Origin of the sequence: Burkholderia sp. LS-044 (assembly GCF_004803625.1) — a bacterium.
GTDB lineage: Bacteria > Pseudomonadota > Gammaproteobacteria > Burkholderiales > Burkholderiaceae > Burkholderia > Burkholderia cepacia.
Genome location: NZ_SSWO01000005.1, coordinates 527,956 through 547,780 on the forward strand (window position 1 = coordinate 527,956; position 19,825 = coordinate 547,780).

Consider the following 19,825-nt stretch of genomic DNA (forward strand, 5'->3'; position numbering starts at 1 on the left):
CGGCGATCAATTCAAAACCAGGGTGCGTAATGGACAAGGTTCACACCATGTCGGTGTTTGCGAAGGTGGTCGAGATGGGCAGTTTCACGGCTGTCGCAAACCACCTCGATACGACGGTCGGCAACATTTCCCGAGCGGTCTCGGTACTCGAGGACAATCTCAACACGCGGTTGCTGCAGCGCTCGACGCGACGGCTCGTCGTCACCGATGCGGGGCGACGTTTTTACGAGCGCAGCGTTGCGATCCTCTCGGACATCGAACGGGCAGAAGCGGAAGCGCGCGATGCGCTGCTGGAGCCGCGCGGCGTGTTGCGCGTGCATGCGGTGCCGGGATTAGGCCGTCAACTCGTTTCGCAAGCCGTGCTTGCCTATCGGAACGCATACCCGGAGGTATCGGTCGATCTCATGCTGTCGCAGCGGATGCCGAACCTGCTCGAAGAGCAACTCGACGTGGCGATCGTGATTGCGCGCACGCTGCCGGACTCGGCGTATGTGAGCCAGAAGATCGGCGTCAGTCATTGCATTCTGGCGGCGTCGCCCGATTATCTGGCGCATCGTCCGGCTCCCGCGTGCGTGGAAGACCTCGTCGACCACACATGTGTGCTCCTGAGCACGGTCGATTACGCGCCCGACGAATGGCGTCTGCAAGGCAGGGCCGGCGAGGCGGTGTATCGTCCGGCGGGATCGCACTTCAGCGTCAACGACATGGATGCGATGTCCACGGTACTGCGCGAGGGCGCGGGGATCGGGCTGATCGCCGCCTTCTCGGCAATCGACGATTTGCGTACAGGATCGCTCGTTCGCGTGCTGCCTGAATTCCACACCGCTCAGCGCAACGTCTATGCGGTGTATTCGTCCCGTCAGTTCGTCGACGCGAAGATCAAACGGTTCATCGATGTCCTTAAGTTGCGGGTAGGAGACCGGTTGGAGGCGTTTGCGGAGGAGCTCGCCATCACGGTCGTATGACCCGCCTCACGGCCGGCATGGTCGGGCAGGTCGAGCGATGACCGACCGGGAACGCGTTTCTGCCGCCGAACGCGCGCGGCGGTGGTCCAGTGACTGCAACTAACGGTCAAGTCGTCCGGCGTTGACGGACGGTGTCGCGACGCCATCGCCGCACCGCTCAATGCGGACTGTCTTCAGCCCGCAGTGCCCGCAAGAGTTCCCCGGCGGCCTTGCCGAGCCCCGTATGTTTCGGCCGCCGCAAATACACAGGCAGCGGCAGCCCGTTGCGAATGTTCGCGAACACGAGCGGTGCGAGTTCGCCGTCCGCCACATACCGGTCGATGATCGATTCCGGCAAGTTCGCCCAGCCATGACCGGCCTTCACGAGCGCGATCGCGGTCGCCATGTCGGTCACCTTCCACGTGCGGTTGCCGATAAGCGGCCGCACGTCGGTGAGCGGCCGCTCCGGATCGGCGATCACGATCTGCCGAAACCCCGACAAGCGCTCGATCGCCTCCGGATGCGCGGCTTCGGCAATCGCCGGATGGCCGGGCGCGGCGACCGCGATCAGCGTCTCGGTCCACAGCGCGTGAATCTGTTCCTGCGGATGAAGATCGAGCCCGCCGTACGCGACGCAAAGATCGACGGCCCCGCGATGCAGCGCGTCGACGATCGCATCCTGCGGTGCGGTGACGACGCTGACCGCGAGCGCCGGATATTTCGCGGCGACGGCGGCCAGCGCGCGCGCAATCGGCGCACCGTCGATTTCGGCCGCGAGCCCGAGTCGCAGCGTGTCCTCGACACCCTCCGACAAGTGCTGCGCATGCGCACGCAGCGCATGCAGCCGTTCGGCGATCGCGCGCGCGTCGGGCAGCAGCGCGGCCATTGCGGCGGTCGGCGTCGGCTCGCGCGTGCCGCGGTCGAACAGCACGAGGTCGAGTTCGGCCTCGAGGTTCGCGATCGCCATGCTGACCGCCGACGGCGTGCGGCCGAGCGCACGCGCGGCCGCCGAGAACGAGCCTTCGTCGATGACGGTCAGCAGCATGTCGATGTGATCGCTGGTCAGCATGGTCGGCCGCCTCCTGTCAGAAAAATTGAAAGGACCTGACTTTTACGGACGAAGTGTCCGCTGTAGTCTCGCCACCTTGTTCGAAACGAAGGTGGTCGGTCATGCAAGGATGGAAGAGACGCATAGTCTACGTCGTGATGTTCGAGGTGCTCGGCATCCTCGTCGCGTCGTCGGTGCTCGGCATGCTGAGCGGCGCGAGCGCGGCGACGAGCGGCCTGCTCGGCGTGATGATCTCGACGACGGGCGTCACCGTCAATTTTCTGTACAACCTTGGGTTCGAGGCGTGGGAGCGGCGGCGCATCGAAACGACGCGCACCGTCGGGCGACGTGTCGTGCATGCGATCGGGTTTCAGGTCGCGCTCGTGACGTTCCTGATTCCGTTGATCGCGTGGTGGCTCGACGTGTCGTTATGGCAGGCGTTCCTGTACGACGCGGTGCTGATCGTGTTCTTCCCGATCTTCACGTTCACGTACAACTGGGCGTTCGACAGCGTGTTCGGGTTGCCGGATGCGGTGACGCGCAAGGCGGCATCGGCTGCGTGATGCAGGGGGATGCGAAACGATGCGGATTGCCCGCGCCGTTTCGCTTCCGCAAGAGAGGGGAAGGCCGGGCGGCGCGCATGCCGCCCGCTCGCGTTACGCGGCGACGAACTCGTGCACGTAACGGTTGAACACGGCGGGGCTTGCCGCGTTCATCCCGTGCGATGCGCCGGCGACGGTCTGCCGTTGCGCATTGCCGATCCACTGCGTCAGCGTATCGACGTTGTTGCGGAACATCTTCGGGCTGCGCTGGCCGTCGATCAGCAGCGTGCGGCACGAGATGTCGCCGGCCGTGTGCTGCGAGTACGCGGGCAGCGGGTCGCGCAACTGCTTCGGCAGCGTGCTTGCGTTGTCGATCGCCATCGTGCGGAAACGCGACGTGCTTTTCTTCCACGCGCCGGGCAGGCTCACGGAATCGACGAACATCTCGAGGCCCGCTTCGACGTCGCCTTGCCCGATCAGGCTCACGGCCTTCGTGCGCAGCGCGATCGCGGCGGCCGGCAGCGCGGCTTCGCGCACGCCCGGCTGTTGCAGCGGGCCGCCCGGATCGGCGAGCGTCAGCGATTCGACGAGTTGCGGATGCTGGCGCGCGACGTTGAACGCGACGCTGCCGCCGCGCGAGTGGCCGACCAGATGCACGGGGCCGAGATCGAGCGCGTCGATGAACTCGGCGAGCTCGTCGACGTGGTTCTGCCAGCTGAACTCGTCCTGGATGCCCGCTTCGACGGCCGGCCAGTAATGGCTGAGGCTCGGCGCGATGCAGCGGTAGTGCGCCGACAGCGACGCGAGCTGCGGATCCCAGTAGCGGTAGTCGCACAGCGAGCCGTGCACGAACACCATCGGCGCGCCGCTGCCCCGCTCGACATACGGCAGGCTGATGCCTGACGAAAGCGTCGCAAATTGCAGGTCGGGGTTCGCGAGCACGGACGGCTCGATTCGCATGTTCATGACTGAAAGACTCAAAGGTGCGTCAACACGACGCAACTATGCATCACGGCGACCTGCAAGGAAAACGCATAATTTTCATCGTGACGATCAATTTTTTTGATGGCTCGGCCGCAAACCCTTGTCGGAAGGGGATGGGTGCCGATGCTTTCAATCGTCTAACGATTGGCCGTGAAGCCGGACAAGCCCGGAAAGGCGCGTGCGACGGCCTGCGCACCCGTGCACCGCAACCGGGGAAACGGGGAAACGGCAAGGACGCGCGCCGCGAACGCGGCCCGCGTTTCAGCGCACCGCCAGCGCGGGCGCGGTCTGAAGCTCGACGGGGAGGTCGTTGTCGGCCGCGAACTGCATCGCGAAGTCGAAGGCGTCCGCGCATACGGTGCGCAATTCATCCGACACGAACAGGCATTTGCGCTACCGACGACGACGGGCATCGCGAGCCGCGACAGCGCGCACGGATAGCCGGGCCGCCGCTCGCCGACGAACAGCGTGATGACGCCCGCGAGGCGCTCGGGCCAGTCGCTCGGGCGGAAGGTTTTCTGCGCGCGCGTGACGCCGCGGATCAGGTGGCCGGCGACGCGGCCGTGTTCGGTGATGTCGATGCGATCCATGCTGTCGTGCGTGTCCTCGTTCGCGTCATTCGCCGCCATCGGCTGCCGCGTCGCCGCGCGCGGGAATCCGCAGGTTGCGCAGCTTGTGATAGAGCGTCTTCTTCGGCATGCCGAGCGCTTCGCTGGCCTCCGCGACGTTGCCGTTGTGACGCTGCAGCATGTCTTCGATCAGCATCCGCTCGAAATACGCGAGCTGCTCCGCGAGCGTGCCGCCCGCGGCCGGCGTGCCGCCGGACGACAGCAGGCTGTCGCCGGTCAGCCCGAGCACGAAGCGGTCGGCCACGTTCTGCAGCTCGCGCACGTTGCCGGGCCATGCGTGCGTCATCAGTTCGGATACCTGCGCGGCCGTGACGACCGGCGCCGGCTGCCCGAAGCGCCGTGCGGCCGCGAGCACGAAATGCTCGAACAGCAGCGGCACGTCTTCGCGCCGCTCGCGCAGCGGCGGCAGCTCGATCTGCGCGACGTTGAGGCGATACAAAAGGTCGGCGCGGAAGCGGCCGTCGGCCGCCAGTTCGGCAAGATCGGCCTTCGACGCGGCGACCACGCGGCAGTCCACCGGAATCAGCTCGTTCGCGCCGAGCCGCTCGACCACGCGCTCCTGCAGCACGCGCAGCATCTTGACCTGCAGCGGAACCGGCATCGTCTCGATCTCGTCGAGGAACAGCGTGCCGCCGTCCGCCCATTCGATCTTGCCGATGCGCTTCTTGATCGCACCCGTGAACGCGCCGGCCTCGTGGCCGAACAGTTCGCTTTCGAAGACCTGCTCGGGCAGGCCGCCGCAGTTCAGCGCGACGAAATGCGCGTCGCGCCGGCCGCCGAAGTCGTGCAGGCTGCGCGCGATCAGTTCCTTGCCGGTGCCCGTTTCGCCGGTGATCAGCACCGACACCGACGTATCGGCGAGGCGCAGGATCTTCTTGCGCACGTCGGCCATCGCAGGAGACTTGCCGAGCACGAACGCCTCGATGCCCTGCCAGTTGTTCAGCGCCGCGCGCAGGCCCTGCACCTCGAGCGTCAGGCGGCGCTTCTCGACCGCGCGCGCGACGCGCCCCGCGATCACGTCCGACGAGAACGGCTTCTCGATGAAGTCGTACGCGCCGACCTGCATCGCGCCGACGGCCGTCGAGATATCGGCGTGGCCGCTGATCAGCACGACCGGGATCTGCGCGTCGATGGCCATCACGCGATCGAGCAGCTGCAGCCCGTCGATGCCCGGCATCCGCACGTCCGACACGATCACGACCGGCGCGCCGGGCGCGACGTGATGAAGCGCGTCGGCGGCCGACGCGAAGGCATCGACCGCGAAGCCGGCAAGCGCCACCGCCTGCTCGACGCCGATCCGGACGTTTTCATCGTCCTCGACGACCAGCACCCGAATCTCATCTTCCATGCTCTGTCCTTTGCAGCGTTGCCGCCGCGAATTCGATACTGAACTGCGCGCCGCCTTCGTCGCGGTTCGTCGCGGCGATCTTCGCGCCGAACGCCTCGACGATGCGCGACGTGATCGCGAGGCCGAGCCCGAGGCCCTGGCCGCGCGGCTTGGTCGTGACGAACGGCTCGAACAGGTGCGGCAGCACCTCGGGCGCGATGCCCGCGCCGCTGTCGGCGACCGTGACGCGCACACGGCCGGCTTCGTCCGGCCCGGTGGCCTCGATGACGATGCGGCGCACGGGCGCGTCGCGGACCGCGTCGAGCGCGTTGCCGAGCAGGTTCACGATCACCTGCTGCAACTGGCTCGATTCGGCCGACACGGCGGTGCCGGGCGCGATGTGCACGTCGAGCTGCACGCCTTCGTCGCGGATCCGCGCATCGTAGATGAGCCGCGCATGTGCGACGGCCTCGTTCAACGAGACCGCGACGCGCTCGACGTCGGGCTTGCGCGCGAAGGTCTTCAGCTCGCCGGTGAGCACGGCCATGCTGTCGACGAGCTTGCCGATCCGTTCGAGATTGGCGAGCGCCGGCGCCGGCTGGCCGCGCTCGAAGAACGTGCGTGCGTTGTCGCACAGCGTGCGGATCGCGACGAGCGGCTGGTTCAGCTCGTGCGTGAGGCCGGCGGCCATCTGCCCGAGCACCGCGAGCTTGCCCGCATGCACGACTTCCTGCTGCGACGCGCGCAGCCGCTGCTCGGTGCGCTCGCGCTCGACGATCTCGCGCTGCATCCGTTCGTTCGCGGCCGTCAGCGCGGCCGTGCGCTGCGCGACGGTCAGCTCGAGCCGGTCGTTCGCGCGCCGCAGCGCGTCCTGCGCGTTCAGCCGCGCGACGATCGCGCGGCGGCGCTGGATCGCGTAACCGGCCAGCAGCGCGGCGATCAGGAACGCGCCGGTGACGAACACGAAGGCCGTCTGCTGCTGGCGCCGTGCCCCCGCGATGTCGAGCAGCACCATCAGCGAATCGCCGGCCTGCGGCGCGGGGCGCGACATCACGAGATAGCGTGTGGTGCGGCCGGCGTGGCGCGGATCGGGAAAGGTGCCGAACCATGCGGCCGCGCTGCGGTCGCCGATGCGGCGGTACGGCAGCGCGTCGACCGTGCGGCCCGCGTACTGTCGCGACGCCTGGATGTCGCGCTGCTGCTGCGCGGTGATCGGGCGCAGCGCGGTGAATTTCCACGCGGGTTCGGTCGAGATCACGACCACGCCGTTGCCGTCGACGACCATCGCGGCGACGCCCGGCGCGCGCCACGCCGATTCGAGCGGGTCGACGCTGATCTTCACGGCGGCGACGCCGATCGGCACGCCGTCGTCGCGCACCGCGCTCGCGAAGTAGACGCCCGGCACGCCGGTATTGGTGCCGATGCCGAAGAAGCGGCCGCTGCCGCGCGCGAGCGCGTCCTTGAAATACGGCCGGTACGACACGTTGGTGCCGACGAAGCTGAGCGTTTCGTTCCAGTTGCTGGCGGCGATCACGTCGCCCTGCAGGTCGATCACGTCGACCGCGCCGCTGCCCGCGTCGCGGTTCACGGCTTCGAGGTACGTGTCGACCGTGTGCACGAGCTCGGGGGCATCGTGCGGCGCGGCTTTCAGCATCGCGCGCACGCGGTCCTGCCGCGCGACCAGGCCGGGCAGGATCTCGAAGCGGCCGAGTTCGCTCTTCAGGCTCGACGCATACAGGTCGAGCCGATGCGCGCCGGTTTCCTCGAGCGCGTCGATCGCGCGTTCCCACGCGAAATCGACGGCCGCGGCCGCCACGCACACGTACAGCACGCCGGCCGATGCCCAGCCCCACCACGGGATTCCCTTGAAGCTCTTCTGCACGTTCGCCCTCATCGAAGCCCGCAACCGGCCGCCCGGAGCGACGCCCCGAACGACGCGCGCCGCGCGCCGGCAAGGCCGGCGGCGGCGCGTGCGAAGCGGCCTGCGCGACGGAGCGCGCGGCGGCGCGTCATCCGAAGTGTGCGATCAGGATCAGCGTGACCGTGACGACGATCGCGCCGCCGATGCGGGTCGCGATCTGCGCGAACGGCATCAGCTGCATCCGGTTCGCGGCCGTGAGGATCGCGACGTCGCCGGTGCCGCCTTGCCCGCTGTGGCAGGCGTTCACGATTGCGGTGTCGATAGGGTACATCTTCATCAGGCGGCCGACCACGAAACCGGTGCCCATCAGCGTCGCGACGGTCGACACGATCGTGACCACGTTGACGATCGTGAACGCGGCGGTCAGCTTGTCCCACGGCGTCATCGCGACGCCGATCGCGAACAGCAGCGGGTACGTGACGGCGGTCGAGAAGAACTTGTAGACGACGAACGCGCCTTCCTGCAGCGGCGGCGACACCGCGCGCGCGAGCTTCACGAGCACCGCGAGGAACAGCATCGCGACCGGCGCGGGCAGGCCGAACAGCTTGTGCGCCATCAGGCCGACCAGGTACAGCGTGATCGCCGTGATGCCGGCGCCCGCGATGTGCGAGACGTCGACGTGGCCGCGGATTTCCTCGTTCTCGGGCGTCATGTCGCCCGATTCGCCGACCTGCAGGCGGCCGTTGCCGGTCAGGTGCGGGAAGCGCTTGCCGAGCATGTCGAGCGCGCCCGACAGGATGATCGCGGTCAGGCTGCCGAGCATCACCGGCGGCAGCACCATCGCGAACATCTCGCCTTGCGGCAGGTGCATCAGTTCCGAATAGCCGATCGAAAGCGGAATCGCGCCTTCGCCGACGCCGCCCGCCATGATCGGCACGACGATGTACAGCAGCGTGTGGCGCGCGCCGAGGCCGAGCGCGGTACCCACCGCCGTGCCGACGATCGCGGCCGCGACCGAGCCGGCCGCGAGCGGGATGAAGATCTTCACGAAGCCCTGGATCAGCACGCGCCGGTCCATGCTCAGGATGCTGCCGACGATGATCGACGCGATGAACAGGTACAGGAAGTTGGTCGACTTCGTGAATTCGACCGTCAGGTTCAGCACCGGCTTCGGCAGCACGTGGTAGTACGTGAGCGCCGACGGCACGAAGGTCGCGAAGATCGCGGCGGCGCCGATGTTGCGCAGGAGCGGCAAGCGCTTGCCCAGTTCCGCGCAGGTGAAGCCGAAGAACGCGAGCACCGCGATCGCCATCGAGATCTCGCCGGGCACCTTGCCGGTGACCGAGAAGCCGACGATCAGCGCAAGCAGGATGAAATAGACGGGCAGCGGGATGATGCCGATGCGGATTTCCATCAGCTTCCACCAACCTTCCGGCCAGAAGCGCTCGCGCGGGGCGGCGACGGCGTTGGAAACCGGCTCCGGATGGGACGGGGTATGGATAGAGGTCTGCAAGACGTGTCTCCTGATGTTGGAATGCCTGCATCGCTTCGCGGCATCGTGTGCCGTCTATTACGCAACCCCCATGCCAGAAATGCAGCCTGCCGGAATATTTTTAATCCATTGATTCATAAGGGATTTATTTCGTCTGCGGAAATGACGGCCCGGCCGGCTGGCCGAGATTTCGGAATTCGCCCGGCGTCCAGGCCGAGATTTCGGCCGGGCGCCCGGTCGGGCCGCCGATCCTGCGTGGCCGCCGCCCATATCGCCGCGCGCGATTTTCTTCGCACAATCGCTTCGTAGACCGTCCCGGCTCCGCTCTCTATCATCGGCTGATCCTTTTCCGACGCGCTTGACCCTTGTCCGGAGAACGCCCGCGCGTTCGCCGCGGCGTCGCTCATCCGTCGATACCGTCTTTGGACAGGAGAGTGGTTCCCATGCTGCATGCCGTTTTTTCCGCCCGTCTTTCCGCCGGCCGCGTCGCGCGCCTGCTGGCTGCCGCCCTGCTCGGCGTCGCGCTGCTCAATGGTGCGCGGGCCGACACCGCGCCGCTGAAGGTCGGCATTTCGACGAGCCCGCAGATCGAGGCGCTGAAGGTTGCCGCCAAGGAGGCGAAGGCGCAGGGGCTCGACGTGCGGATCGTCGAATTCACCGACTGGAATACGCCGAACGCGGCGCTCGCGAACAAGGACATCGACGTCAACTACTTCCAGCACATCCCGTTCCTCGAGAACGCGAACAAGCAGGGCGGCTACAACTTCGTGTCGATCGCGCCCGGCACGATCATGAAGATCGGCCTCTATTCGAAGAAGGTGAAAAGCTTCAGCGAGCTGAAGGACGGCGCGAAGGTCGCGATCGCGAACGATCCGGTGAACGGCGGGCGCGGGTTGCTGCTGCTGCAGCGCGCGGGGCTCATCAAGCTGAAGCCGGGCGCCGACTACCGCGCGACGACGCACGACATCGTGTCGAACCCGAAGCACCTGAAGATCATCCCGCTCGAGGCATCGCAACTCGCGCGTTCGCTCGACGACGTCGATCTCGCGCAGGGCTACCCGAGCTTCATCAAGCTCGCCGGCACGACCGACCCGAACAGCGCGCTGCTGTTCGACGGCACCGAGAACAAGATCTTCGCGATCCAGTGGGTCGTGCGGCCGGACAGCGTGAACGATCCGCGCATCCGCAAGTTCATCGCGATCTACCAGCAGTCGCCGGCCGTGCGCAAGGCACTCGACAACGCGTTCGGCTCGCTGTACGCGATCGCGTGGTGACGGAGGCGCACATGACGACGGCGAACCGCAAGAAGATCCTGCTCAACGCGTTCAACATGAACTGCGTCGGGCACATCAACCATGGGCTGTGGACGCATCCGCGCGACCGCTCCGCGCACTACACCGATCTCGACTACTGGGCCGACCTCGCGAAAACGCTCGAACGCGGCAAGTTCGACGGGATCTTCCTCGCGGACATCGTCGGCGTGTACGACGTGTTCGGCGGCGGCCCCGATGCCGCGCTGCGCGAATCGGTGCAGGTGCCCGTTAACGATCCGCTGCTGCTGGTGCCCGCGATGGCGCAGGTCACGCGGCATCTCGGCTTCGGCGTGACCGCGAACCTGACCTACGAGCCGCCTTACCTGTTCGCGCGCCGCATGTCGACGCTCGATCACCTGACGAAAGGGCGCGTGGGCTGGAACATCGTCACCGGTTATCTCGACAGCGCCGCACGCGGGATGGGCCTCGCGCAGCAGATCGGTCACGACGACCGCTACGAGCGCGCGGACGACTACATGGACGTCGTCTACAAGCTGTGGGAGCAGAGCTGGGACGACGACGCGGTGATCCGCGATGCGCAGGCGCGCGTGTTCGCGCAGCCGGGCAAGGTGCGGCGCGTGAAGCACGACGGGCCCTTCTATTCGATCGATGCGATCCACCTGAGCGAGCCGTCGCTGCAGCGCACGCCGGTGTTGTACCAGGCCGGTTCGTCCGCGCGCGGCGTCGAGTTCGCGGGCCGTCACGCCGAATGCGTGTTCGTGAACGGGCAGAGCAAGGCCGCCGCGCGTGCGGCGGCGCTCGACATCCGTGCGGCTGCCGCGCGGCAGGGGCGCGATCCGGCGTCGATCAGGATCTTTGCCGGCGTGAGCGTCGTGACGGCCGAGACCGAACTTCTTGCGCGCGAGAAGTTCGACGAATACCGGCGCTATGCGAGCCCCGAAGCGGGCCTCGCGCATTTCGCGAGTTCGACCGGCATCGACTTCGCGAAGTACGGCCTTGACGAACCGATCTCGTACGTGAGGACCGACTCGATCCAGTCGGCCGTCGACGCGATCTCGCGCAAGAGCACGACCGGCACGTGGACCGTGCGGCGGATGCTCGAACAGATGTCGCTCGGCGGCCGGTATGCGCCGATCGTCGGCTCGCCGTCGCAGGTCGCGGACGAACTGCAGTCGTGGATCGACGAGACGGGCATCGACGGTTTCAACCTGACGCGCACCGTGATGCCCGAGTCGTTCGAGGATTTCGTCGACTGGGTCGTGCCCGAGCTGCAGAACCGCGGCGTCTACAAGGAAGACTACGATCCCGCGCCGACGCTGCGCGAGAAACTGTTCGGCGCAGGCCCGCGCCTGCCCGCGTGGCACACGGGCGCGCAGCACCGGCCGGCTGCCGTGCCGGCATCCGAACCCGCGCATCCCGCGCATGCCTGAACGTGACGGAGCGAAGCGATGACGCAATTGTTCGATACGCTGGGTTTCGTCGATGCATCGGCCGCGCGTGCCGGCACCGTTGCCGGCCCGCATGACGCGGCGGCCGCGGCCGCCGCCGGTGGCGCCGCCGTGTCGCTGGAGCAGGTCGGCAAGGTGTTCGCGACGCCGCGCGGCCAGGCCGCCGCGCTGCGCGACGTGACGCTCGACGTGCGGCGCGGCGAGGTGTTCGGCATCATCGGCCGCAGCGGCGCGGGGAAGTCGACGCTGCTGCGGCTCGTGAACGGGCTCGAGCGGCCGAGTTCGGGTCGCGTGCGCGTGCAGGGCGTCGACGTCGGCGCGCTCGACGAGGACGGGCTCGTCGCGCTGCGGCGTCGCACCGGCATGGTGTTTCAGCATTTCAACCTGCTGTCCGCGAAGACGGTGTTCGAGAACGTCGCGCTGCCGCTGAAGATCGCCGGCGTGCCGAAGGCCGAGCGCGTGCGCAAGGTCGAGGCGCTGCTCGAACTCGTCGGGCTCGCCGCGAAACGCGACGCGTATCCGGCCAGCCTGTCGGGCGGGCAGAAGCAGCGCGTCGGCATTGCCCGCGCGCTTGTGCACGATCCCGAGGTCCTGCTGTGCGACGAGGCGACCTCGGCGCTCGATCCCGAGACGACGCAGTCGATCCTCGCGCTGCTCGCCGACATCAACCGTCGCCTCGGGCTGACGATCGTGCTGATCACGCACGAGATGGAAGTGATCCGCGCGGTGTGCGACACGGTCGCGGTGATCGAACAAGGCGAAGTCGTCGAAACGGGTCCCGTGTGGCGCGTGTTCGGCGATCCGCGCCACGGCGCGACGCGCGCGCTGCTCAGCACGCTCGTGCACGACCTGCCGGCCGAACTGGCCGCGCGCGTGCAGCCGCTGCCCGAGCAGGCCGCGCTGCCCGACGGCGCACAGGTCGTGCTCGACGTCCGTTATACGGGCGAGAGCGGCGGCGAGCCGGATGTCGGCGCGCTCGCGGCGGCGCTCGGCGGCTCGGTGCGTTTCCTGCATGGCGGGATCGAGCGCATCCAGGGGCATGCGCAAGGGCGGCTCGTGATCGCGGCGACGCCGCGCGCGGACGACGCCGGCCAGCCGGCGGCCCGCGGCGGTGCGGTGGCGGCGCTGCTCGAACGCGCGCGCCGCCACGCGAATCACGCGGAGGTGCTCGGCTATGTTTGATCTCTGGTGGCCCGAACTGCTCGACGCGATCCGCGACACGCTGTCGATGGTCGCCGCGTCGGCCGCGGTCGCGGCGCTGCTCGGCGTCCCGCTCGCGGTGATCCTCGTGACGACGGCGCCCGGCGGCATCTACGAGCGGCGCGGCGTGAACGCGGTGCTCGGCGCGCTCGTCAACGTGTTCCGCTCGACGCCGTTCATCATCCTGCTCGTCGCGCTGCTGCCGTTCACGCGCGTGCTGATCGGCACGACGATCGGCGTGTGGGCGGCCGTCGTGCCGCTGTCGATCGCCGCGATCCCGTTTTTCGCGCGGATCGCCGAGGTGAGCCTGCGCGAAGTCGATCGCGGGCTGATCGAGGCCGCGCTCGCGATGGGCGCGAAGCGCCGTCACATCGTCTGGCACGTGCTGCTGCCCGAGGCGCTGCCCGGCATGCTCGGCGGCTTCACGATCACCGTCGTCGCGCTGATCGGCTCGACCGCGATGGCGGGTGCCGTCGGCGCGGGCGGGCTCGGCGATCTCGCGATCCGCTACGGCTATCAGCGTTTCGACACGACCGTCATGGCGACCGTGATCGTGATCCTGATCGCACTCGTTTCGGCCGTGCAAATCACGGGCGACCGCCTGGTCCGACGCGTGACCCGGCGTACCTGAGCGGCGCCACAAGCGCCGGCTCTTTTCATTGAAGACCCTGAGAGAACGATACCCATGACCTTACCCATCGGCGCGCCGCGCGAATGGAACGGACAATTCGAGGAAGCGCTGTTCCTGGACGTCGCACGACGCCATCGTCCCGGCTTCCCGGACAAGCTGGCGACACCGCCGCGTGAGCCGCGCGGCGAAGACGAACTGGCCGCCGTCGCCGACTACTACACGAAGATGGCGTCGCACGACCTGTTCATCGTGCAGGTCGTCGCGAAGGCGATCGACACGCTGTTCCGCGACGACCCGCATTTCCAGCTGATCCTGTCGCGCCAGCTCGGCGACGACGGCGCGCATGCGGTGATCGGCCGTGAGCGCGTGACCGAACTGACGGGGCGCGATCCGCTGCCGGAAATCGACCGGCTCGTCGCCGCGCACTGGGCGCGCATCGGCGACATCGCGGTGCGCGACGTCGCGGGCTTTCTCGCGTTCGAGTGGCATTACGAGCTGCACATCCTCGCGAAGCTGTGGATCCAGCGCAAGACCGGCCGTATCGGCGACAGCGCGATGCGCGAGCATGGCGAGAACCGGATCCGGCCGGACGAGGAGTGGCATCGCGTGCAGATCGTCCAGTGGTGGTTCGACACGTTGAAGGCGCTGCCGGCGGCCGAACGCGACGCGCTGATCGATCGCGTGATCGCGGCCGACGAGGAAACGCAGGCGCGGCTCGACGGTTACCTGCACGACGAGTACGCGCACACCGCGCACGTGTTCGGCGCGGATATCGCCGAATACCGCGCGATCTACGACGACTGGCGGCGCGAGATCCTCGCGCGGTTGACCGGCAGGCGCGAACTCGGGAAACTCGTGCCGTTGTCGGAAGCTGTCTCGACCCAGGAACAGGAAGCCGTCGCATGAACGATCCCCGCGGCCCGGCGACGCTCGCCGCTGCAACGGATGTGTCAGCCGTCGATCCGGACGCACTGGCGCGCGTCATCGAAACGCTGCGCGAAACCGCCGCCGCGCGCGATCGCGCGGGCGGCCACGCCGCGCAGGAAAAGCAGTGGCTCGCCGACGCGGGCCTGCTGACGCTCGCGGTGCCGCGCGAATTCGGCGGGCAGGAAGCCGGGTGGCCGGCGATCTACGACACGATCCGGCGGATCGCGCGCGTCGACAGCGCGCTCGCGCATCTGGTCGGGTTCCAGATCCTGCAGGTGGTGAGCGTCGACGTGTGGGGTAGCGCGGCACAGCGCGAACGCTATCTGCGCGGCACGGTCGAGCATCGCTGGTGGTGGGGCAATGCGGTCAACCCGCTCGACACGCGGCTGGCGGCGACCGCGACGCCGGACGGCGGCTACCGGCTCGACGGCGTGAAGGGCTTCTGTTCGGGCACGCGCGGCTCGCAGCGCATGACGGTGTCCGCGCACGATCCGCAAGCGGGCCGCACCGTGTTCGGCGTGGTGCCGACCGATCGCGCGGGGATCACGGTCAACGAAGACTGGGACCCGATCGGCCAGCGCCAGACCGACAGCGGCAGCGTGAGCTTCGACGGCGTGACGCTCGCGCCGGACGAGGTGCTGCACCGCTCCGAGGCGCCGCCGACACCGCGCGCGACGCTGCGCACGCTCGTGTCTCAGCTCGTGCTGACGAACCTGTTCGTCGGGCTCGCGGAAGGTGCGCTGGCGGAAGCGCGCGACTACGTGCTGAAGCATGGCCGCCCATGGATACAGTCGGAGGTCGCGCAGGCAAGCGACGATCCGTACACGCTGCAGCGCTTCGGCGACATGCGCGTGCGGGCGATCGCCGCGGCGGCGCTGGCCGATCGCGCGGCGGCCGCGTTGCAGCGCGCGTGGGCGCGGCAGGATGCGCTGACGGCGGACGAGCGCGCCGAGGTGGCGCTCGCGGTATCGGAGGCGAAGATCGTCGCGCAGCGCGCGGCGCTCGACAACGGCGAGGCGCTGTTCGACGCATGCGGCGCGCGCGCGACGGCCGCGTCGCTCGGCCTCGACCGCTTCTGGCGCAACGCGCGTACGCATACGCTGCACGATCCGCTCGACTATCGGCTGCGTGACGTCGGCCGGTTCGCGTTGACCGGGGAATTGCCGCCGGCGTCGCTCTATACGTAAGCGGGCGCGCGCCGGGTCATTGATCGCCGGGGGGCGTGCCTTCCGGCGCCATCGGTGCGGGCGCGGGCTGAGCGGGCAGCGGCGCGCCGCCTTCCGTTCCCGCGCGCCGGTACGACACCAGTTCGTTCGTATAGCGTGCGGTGCGCATGCTGTTCGAGTCGTAGTACTCCTCGACCGACTTCACCCAGCGTCCGACCGCCGGCACGTACCAGAACGCCTTGTAGGTCTTGCCGGTCTGTTCCGCCGTGCCGTTGTTGTGGCTTTGCATCAGGATCGTCGAGCCGTTCACGGTGCGGGACAAGCCGGACGTGATCGACTGCCCGGGCGCGTTTTGCGCCTTCCACGTGCCTTCGGCTTCGATCTTGATCGCATCGAATTTCCCGCCCTGCACCGTGACCGTGTCGCGGCCGACGACCTTGTAATGCGTGTCGTACGCTTCCGACGCATGCTGCGGATTCGGGTTCGTCTCGGCATAACTGATCGCCCAGGTCTTGCCGACCGTCAGCGGAAACGTGAACGGGCGGTTCACCACGGTTTCCGTGCCGTTGACGCTGCGCGCGCGGCTCCAGTCCGCGTCGACGATCAATTCGTGCGGCGCTTGCGTCGTGCCGCTTTGCCGGGTTTCGATGTAGATGTGCCCGGGTGTCGTCCGCTGCACGGTAACCTCGTCGCGCGACTGGCGCCAGCCGTTCGGGCCGATTTCGACGGTGTTGATGTAGGTCCAGGTATCGCCGGGCTTCAGTGTCGGCGCGGCGATCGATTGGGCGAGGGCGACGCCGGGCAGCGCGGCGCAGAGTGACAACGCGGTCAGTATTTTCTTGTTCATCGTGTAGGTAGTCGGCCAACGGTCTCGCCGGCAAGCTTATCAACCACACCTTTCAATCGGCATGCCACGCGCGGTGCCGAAGCGCTGCACCGTGGCCGATCTGCTGGACGTTCAAAATGATATGTTATATCGTTGCGATACAATATATCATTCGTTCCTCAACGTCCTCTTCCGGAATCGCCCGATGAGCACCGCCCTCCCTCCGTCCACGCGGCTTCCCGTGACCGTCCTGTCCGGCTTTCTCGGCGCCGGCAAGACGACGCTGCTCAACCACATCCTGAACAATCGCGAGGGCCGGCGCGTCGCGGTGATCGTCAACGACATGTCCGAGGTCAACATCGACGCCGCGCTCGTCCGCGACGGCGGCGCAGGGCTGTCGCGCACCGACGAGAAGCTGGTCGAGATGAGCAACGGCTGCATCTGCTGCACGCTGCGCGAGGATCTGCTGATCGAGGTCGACCGGCTCGCGCGCGAAGGGCGCTTCGACCAGCTCGTGATCGAATCGACCGGCATCTCGGAGCCGCTGCCGGTGGCCGAGACGTTCACGTTCGAAGGCGAGGACGGCCGCAGCCTCGGCGAAGTCGCGCGGCTCGACACGATGGTGACCGTGGTCGATGCGTTCAATTTCCTGCGCGACTACGCGTCGCTCGACAGCCTGCAGTCACGCGGCGAATCGATGGGCGACGAGGATGCGCGCACGGTGGTCGATCTGCTGATCGACCAGATCGAGTTCTGCGACGTGATCGTGATCAACAAGATCGACCTGATCGACGACAGCGCACGCGAGCGGCTGGTCGCGCTGCTGCGCGGGCTGAATCCGCGGGCAAGGATCGAGATCGCCGAATTCGGCAAGGTGCCGCTCGAGCGCGTGCTCGACACGGGCCTGTTCGATTTCGACGCAGCATCGCGCGCGCCGGGCTGGCTGCAGGAGCTGCGCGGCACGCACACGCCGGAAACCGACGCATACGGCATCCGCAGTTTCGTCTACCGCGCGCGGCGGCCGTTCCATCCGCAGCGTTTCTTCGCGCTCGTCGAAAGCGAATGGCCGGGCGTCGTCCGCTCGAAGGGGTTCTACTGGCTGGCCACCCATCCGACCGTCGCCGGTTCGTGGTCGCAGGCCGGCGCGGTCGCGCGGCACGGGCCGGCCGGCCACTGGTGGGCGGCCGTGCCGCCCGAGCGCTGGCCGCAGGACGCGGAAGCCGTCGCGCAGATCCGCGCCCGCTGGGACGAGCGCGTCGGCGACGCGCGGCAGGAACTCGTGCTGATCGGCATGGACATGGACGAGCCCGCGCTGCGCGCGCGCTTCGACGCGTGTCTGCTGACCGACGCCGAGATGGCCACCGGCCCCGAACACTGGACCACGTGGGACAACCCGTTTCGCGACTGGCCCTGACCTGAACGCGCTTCCTGCATCGATCCGGATGGAGAAGGCGCTCCACCGGATCCCGAGCATGAATGCCCCCCTTCCCGATATCTCCCTGACCGATGCCGCGCCGGGCCGCCGCCCGCTCGAATGGGTCGGCATGCAGGGCATCGACCTGCCCGTTGCGGTGGCCGAGCCCGGCTGCCGGCGCGACGTGCATGCGCGTGCCGACGTGCAGGTCGACCTTCCCGCACCGCACGTGAAGGGCATCCACATGTCGCGGCTGTACAGGCTGCTCGACGGGCTCGGCGATGGCGCCGCGCTGTCGCCGGCCGGCCTTCGGCCGGTGCTGCAGGCGATGGTCGACAGCCATCGCGACTGCGACACGCGCCGTGCGCGGCTACGGCTGCACTTCGACCTGCTGGCGCGCCGCGCCGCGCTGGTGACCGACGGACTTGCCGGGTGGAAGGCCTATCCGGTCCGGATCGACGCGATGCTGACCGACGTCGGGTTCGAGCTGCGCGCGCAGGTGACGGTCGTCTATTCGTCGACGTGCCCGTGCTCGGCCGCGCTGTCGCGGCACTGGGTCGAACAGGCGTTCCTGGCGGCGTTCGGCCGCGACGATCGCGTGGAACCGGCAGCGGTCGCCGCGTGGCTGAAACGGCATGCGACGGCGGCCACGCCGCACAGCCAGCGTAGCGAAGCCGTCGTCAGCGTGGGGCTGCCGGCCGATGGCGCGACGCTCGGGCTGATCGACCTGATCGATCGCATCGAGCACGCGCTCGGCACGCCGGTGCAGACGGCCGTCAAACGCGCGGACGAGCAGGCGTTCGCGGTGCTGAACGGCGGCAACCTGATGTTCGTCGAGGATGCCGCGCGCCGGGTCCAGGCCGCGCTGGACGGCCGCCATGCGCACTCGCGCGTGCACGTGCGCCATCTGGAAAGCCTGCACCCGCACGATGCGGTGGCCTGGGCCGCGCCGGTTCGCGAAGGCGCCGACGCATGCTGATCCGCAAGCTGTTCCGGTTCGAGAACGCGCACGTGGTGCGCGGCTGCAGCACGCGGCGCTGCTCGCATTCGATCCACGGCCATTCGTATCGCGTCGAGCTGCTGCTCGAGGCGCATGCGCTGGACCACGGGCAGATGATCTACGACTTCGGGCTGCTCAAGGGCGACGTGCGCGACCTGATCGACGCGTTCGACCACGCGGTGACGCTGTGGTCGGACGACGATCCCTGCTATGTCGAGAGCATGCGCCGGCATTCCGAGCGCTGGGTGCTGCTGCCGGTGTCGCCGAGCGCCGAGCAGTTCTCGCGCGTGTTCTTTCGCCTCGTCGATGCGGCGCTGTCCTGCACGCGCATGTCGAACGGCGAAGCCGGCGTGCGGCTGCATTCGATCATCATTCACGAAACCGAGACCGGCTACGCGCAGTGTTTTCGCGACGATGCGTTCAACCCGCGCATGGGCCGCATCGATCTGGACGACATCGTGTTCGCGCCGGCCATCGCCGGACAGTGGCGCGATCCGGGCCTGTTCGAGCGGATCAAGCGCGGCCGTTCGATGTCAAGACAGGAATCCTGATGATCAGAAAGAACCCGCGCGGCGACCTGCCGCAGATACATCCGAGTGCATTCGTCGATCCGACCGCCATTCTGTGCGGGCTCGTGATCGTCGAGGAGAACGTGTTCATCGGCCCGTACGCGGTGATCCGCGCCGACGAAACGGATGGCGACGGCCGGATCGCGCCGATCGTGATCGGTACGCATTCGAACATCCAGGACGGCGTGGTGATCCATTCGAAGTCGGGCGCGAGCGTCACCATCGGCCAGCACACGTCGATCGCGCATCGCGCGATCGTCCACGGGCCGTGCAAGGTCGGCAACGGCGTGTTCGTCGGCTTCAACAGCGTGCTGTTCAACTGCACCATCGACGACGGCTGCGTGGTGCGCTACAACGCGGTCGTCGACGGCTGCCACCTGCCGCCGGGCTTCTACGTGCGCTCGACCGAGCGCATCGGGCCGGAAACCGATCTCGCTGTGTTGCCGCAGGTGACGGCCGACGCGAGCGACTTCTCCGAGGACGTCGCGCGCACGAACAATGCGCTGGTGCTGGGCTACAAGCACATCCAGAACGAGTTCTGAG

At 67.9% G+C, this 19,825-nt stretch carries 18 protein-coding genes and 1 pseudogene; 12 read left to right on the top strand and 7 right to left on the bottom strand.

Going from position 1 to position 19,825, the window contains the following annotated elements:
* The first annotated feature begins 29 nt into the window (after positions 1–29).
* Positions 30–965, top strand: coding sequence for a LysR family transcriptional regulator (locus tag E9536_RS16710; protein WP_136470199.1), 936 nt, complete (start codon positions 30–32; stop codon positions 963–965).
* A 157-nt stretch (positions 966–1,122) separates the two neighbouring features.
* Here the strand turns inward: E9536_RS16710 and E9536_RS16715 are convergent, their stop codons facing one another.
* Positions 1,123–2,013: a LysR family transcriptional regulator gene (locus tag E9536_RS16715; RefSeq protein WP_060173961.1), complete on the bottom strand. Its 891-nt coding sequence runs from the start codon at positions 2,011–2,013 to the stop codon at positions 1,123–1,125.
* Between the two features lie 101 nt (positions 2,014–2,114).
* Between E9536_RS16715 and E9536_RS16720 the strand changes: the two genes are divergently transcribed.
* The gene (locus E9536_RS16720) at positions 2,115–2,555 is read left to right on the top strand and encodes a PACE efflux transporter (protein WP_136470200.1); all 441 of its coding nucleotides are present in this window, start codon (positions 2,115–2,117) and stop codon (positions 2,553–2,555) included.
* Between the two features lie 93 nt (positions 2,556–2,648).
* Here E9536_RS16720 and E9536_RS16725 read toward each other — a convergent pair whose 3' ends face one another.
* The 5 genes and pseudogenes from E9536_RS16725 to E9536_RS16745 all read right to left on the bottom strand — a co-directional run bounded on the left by E9536_RS16725 (position 2,649) and on the right by E9536_RS16745 (position 8,848).
* Positions 2,649–3,500, bottom strand: a complete 852-nt coding sequence (locus E9536_RS16725) for an alpha/beta hydrolase (protein WP_134256679.1) — start codon at positions 3,498–3,500, stop codon at positions 2,649–2,651.
* Positions 3,501–3,779: 279 nt separating this feature from the next.
* Positions 3,780–4,108: pseudogene (locus E9536_RS16730) on the bottom strand (DUF3579 domain-containing protein).
* Between the two features lie 25 nt (positions 4,109–4,133).
* Positions 4,134–5,495, bottom strand: a complete 1,362-nt coding sequence (locus tag E9536_RS16735) for a sigma-54 dependent transcriptional regulator (protein ID WP_027790480.1) — start codon at positions 5,493–5,495, stop codon at positions 4,134–4,136.
* Positions 5,485–7,368, bottom strand: a complete 1,884-nt coding sequence (locus E9536_RS16740) for an ATP-binding protein (protein ID WP_027790481.1) — start codon at positions 7,366–7,368, stop codon at positions 5,485–5,487. Before E9536_RS16740 ends, E9536_RS16735 begins: the two co-directional genes overlap by 11 nt.
* Before the next feature lie 115 nt (positions 7,369–7,483).
* A complete protein-coding gene (locus E9536_RS16745; protein WP_021156390.1) occupies positions 7,484–8,848 on the bottom strand; it encodes a 2-hydroxycarboxylate transporter family protein in 1,365 nt (454 codons plus the stop codon).
* 422 nt (positions 8,849–9,270) lie between these two features.
* Between E9536_RS16745 and E9536_RS16750 the strand changes: the two genes are divergently transcribed.
* From E9536_RS16750 to E9536_RS16775, 6 genes are read left to right on the top strand one after another with little or no spacing between them, the layout of a single operon-like run.
* Positions 9,271–10,101 carry a MetQ/NlpA family ABC transporter substrate-binding protein gene (locus E9536_RS16750; RefSeq protein ID WP_027790482.1) on the top strand — a complete coding sequence of 277 codons (831 nt, stop codon included), beginning with the start codon at positions 9,271–9,273 and terminating at the stop codon, positions 10,099–10,101.
* Between the two features lie 11 nt (positions 10,102–10,112).
* Positions 10,113–11,531 (top strand): LLM class flavin-dependent oxidoreductase, encoded by a 1,419-nt coding sequence (locus tag E9536_RS16755; RefSeq protein ID WP_136470201.1) that lies wholly within the window; start codon positions 10,113–10,115, stop codon positions 11,529–11,531.
* An 18-nt stretch (positions 11,532–11,549) separates the two neighbouring features.
* Positions 11,550–12,731, top strand: a complete 1,182-nt coding sequence (locus E9536_RS16760; RefSeq protein ID WP_136470202.1) for an ATP-binding cassette domain-containing protein — start codon at positions 11,550–11,552, stop codon at positions 12,729–12,731.
* On the top strand, positions 12,724–13,380 hold the full coding sequence (locus E9536_RS16765) for a methionine ABC transporter permease (RefSeq protein ID WP_060083759.1): 657 nt from the start codon (positions 12,724–12,726) through the stop codon (positions 13,378–13,380). Before E9536_RS16760 ends, E9536_RS16765 begins: the two co-directional genes overlap by 8 nt.
* Before the next feature lie 54 nt (positions 13,381–13,434).
* Entirely contained in the window at positions 13,435–14,286 is an 852-nt protein-coding gene (locus E9536_RS16770) for a hypothetical protein (RefSeq protein WP_021159288.1), read from the top strand.
* Entirely contained in the window at positions 14,283–15,494 is a 1,212-nt protein-coding gene (locus E9536_RS16775) for an acyl-CoA dehydrogenase family protein (RefSeq protein ID WP_060083758.1), read from the top strand. Before E9536_RS16770 ends, E9536_RS16775 begins: the two co-directional genes overlap by 4 nt.
* 16 nt (positions 15,495–15,510) lie before the next feature.
* Here the strand turns inward: E9536_RS16775 and E9536_RS16780 are convergent, their stop codons facing one another.
* A complete protein-coding gene (locus tag E9536_RS16780) occupies positions 15,511–16,320 on the bottom strand; it encodes a hypothetical protein (RefSeq protein WP_136470203.1) in 810 nt (269 codons plus the stop codon).
* 184 nt (positions 16,321–16,504) lie between these two features.
* On the opposite strand from E9536_RS16780, the gene zigA reads away from it, so the two are divergent.
* Genes zigA through E9536_RS16800 form a run of 4 tightly spaced genes read left to right on the top strand, consistent with a single transcriptional unit; the run spans position 16,505 to position 19,824 of the window.
* Entirely contained in the window at positions 16,505–17,713 is a 1,209-nt protein-coding gene (zigA, locus tag E9536_RS16785) for a zinc metallochaperone GTPase ZigA (RefSeq protein ID WP_211097465.1), read from the top strand.
* Between the two features lie 58 nt (positions 17,714–17,771).
* Positions 17,772–18,692, top strand: a complete 921-nt coding sequence (gene folE2 / locus E9536_RS16790; RefSeq protein WP_136470205.1) for a GTP cyclohydrolase FolE2 — start codon at positions 17,772–17,774, stop codon at positions 18,690–18,692.
* Positions 18,686–19,264, top strand: coding sequence for a 6-carboxytetrahydropterin synthase (locus E9536_RS16795; RefSeq protein WP_136470206.1), 579 nt, complete (start codon positions 18,686–18,688; stop codon positions 19,262–19,264). The genes folE2 and E9536_RS16795 overlap by 7 nt, the downstream gene beginning before the upstream one ends.
* Entirely contained in the window at positions 19,264–19,824 is a 561-nt protein-coding gene (locus tag E9536_RS16800; protein WP_136470207.1) for a carbonate dehydratase, read from the top strand. The genes E9536_RS16795 and E9536_RS16800 overlap by 1 nt, the downstream gene beginning before the upstream one ends.
* Position 19,825 lies beyond the last annotated feature (1 nt).

Bases quoted from the DNA above. Each gene is read 5' to 3' on its own strand.
- E9536_RS16710 (WP_136470199.1), top strand. From the start codon at position 30: ATGGACAAGGTTCACACCATGTCGGTGTTTGCGAAGGTGGTCGAGATG.
- E9536_RS16715 (WP_060173961.1), bottom strand. From the start codon at position 2,013: ATGCTGACCAGCGATCACATCGACATGCTGCTGACCGTCATCGACGAA.
- E9536_RS16720 (WP_136470200.1), top strand. From the start codon at position 2,115: ATGCAAGGATGGAAGAGACGCATAGTCTACGTCGTGATGTTCGAGGTG.
- E9536_RS16725 (WP_134256679.1), bottom strand. From the start codon at position 3,500: ATGAACATGCGAATCGAGCCGTCCGTGCTCGCGAACCCCGACCTGCAA.
- E9536_RS16735 (WP_027790480.1), bottom strand. From the start codon at position 5,495: ATGGAAGATGAGATTCGGGTGCTGGTCGTCGAGGACGATGAAAACGTC.
- E9536_RS16740 (WP_027790481.1), bottom strand. From the start codon at position 7,368: ATGAGGGCGAACGTGCAGAAGAGCTTCAAGGGAATCCCGTGGTGGGGC.
- E9536_RS16750 (WP_027790482.1), top strand. From the start codon at position 9,271: ATGCTGCATGCCGTTTTTTCCGCCCGTCTTTCCGCCGGCCGCGTCGCG.
- E9536_RS16755 (WP_136470201.1), top strand. From the start codon at position 10,113: ATGACGACGGCGAACCGCAAGAAGATCCTGCTCAACGCGTTCAACATG.
- E9536_RS16760 (WP_136470202.1), top strand. From the start codon at position 11,550: ATGACGCAATTGTTCGATACGCTGGGTTTCGTCGATGCATCGGCCGCG.
- E9536_RS16765 (WP_060083759.1), top strand. From the start codon at position 12,724: ATGTTTGATCTCTGGTGGCCCGAACTGCTCGACGCGATCCGCGACACG.
- E9536_RS16770 (WP_021159288.1), top strand. From the start codon at position 13,435: ATGACCTTACCCATCGGCGCGCCGCGCGAATGGAACGGACAATTCGAG.
- E9536_RS16775 (WP_060083758.1), top strand. From the start codon at position 14,283: ATGAACGATCCCCGCGGCCCGGCGACGCTCGCCGCTGCAACGGATGTG.
- E9536_RS16780 (WP_136470203.1), bottom strand. From the start codon at position 16,320: ATGAACAAGAAAATACTGACCGCGTTGTCACTCTGCGCCGCGCTGCCC.
- zigA (WP_211097465.1), top strand. From the start codon at position 16,505: ATGAGCACCGCCCTCCCTCCGTCCACGCGGCTTCCCGTGACCGTCCTG.
- folE2 (WP_136470205.1), top strand. From the start codon at position 17,772: ATGAATGCCCCCCTTCCCGATATCTCCCTGACCGATGCCGCGCCGGGC.
- E9536_RS16795 (WP_136470206.1), top strand. From the start codon at position 18,686: ATGCTGATCCGCAAGCTGTTCCGGTTCGAGAACGCGCACGTGGTGCGC.
- E9536_RS16800 (WP_136470207.1), top strand. From the start codon at position 19,264: ATGATCAGAAAGAACCCGCGCGGCGACCTGCCGCAGATACATCCGAGT.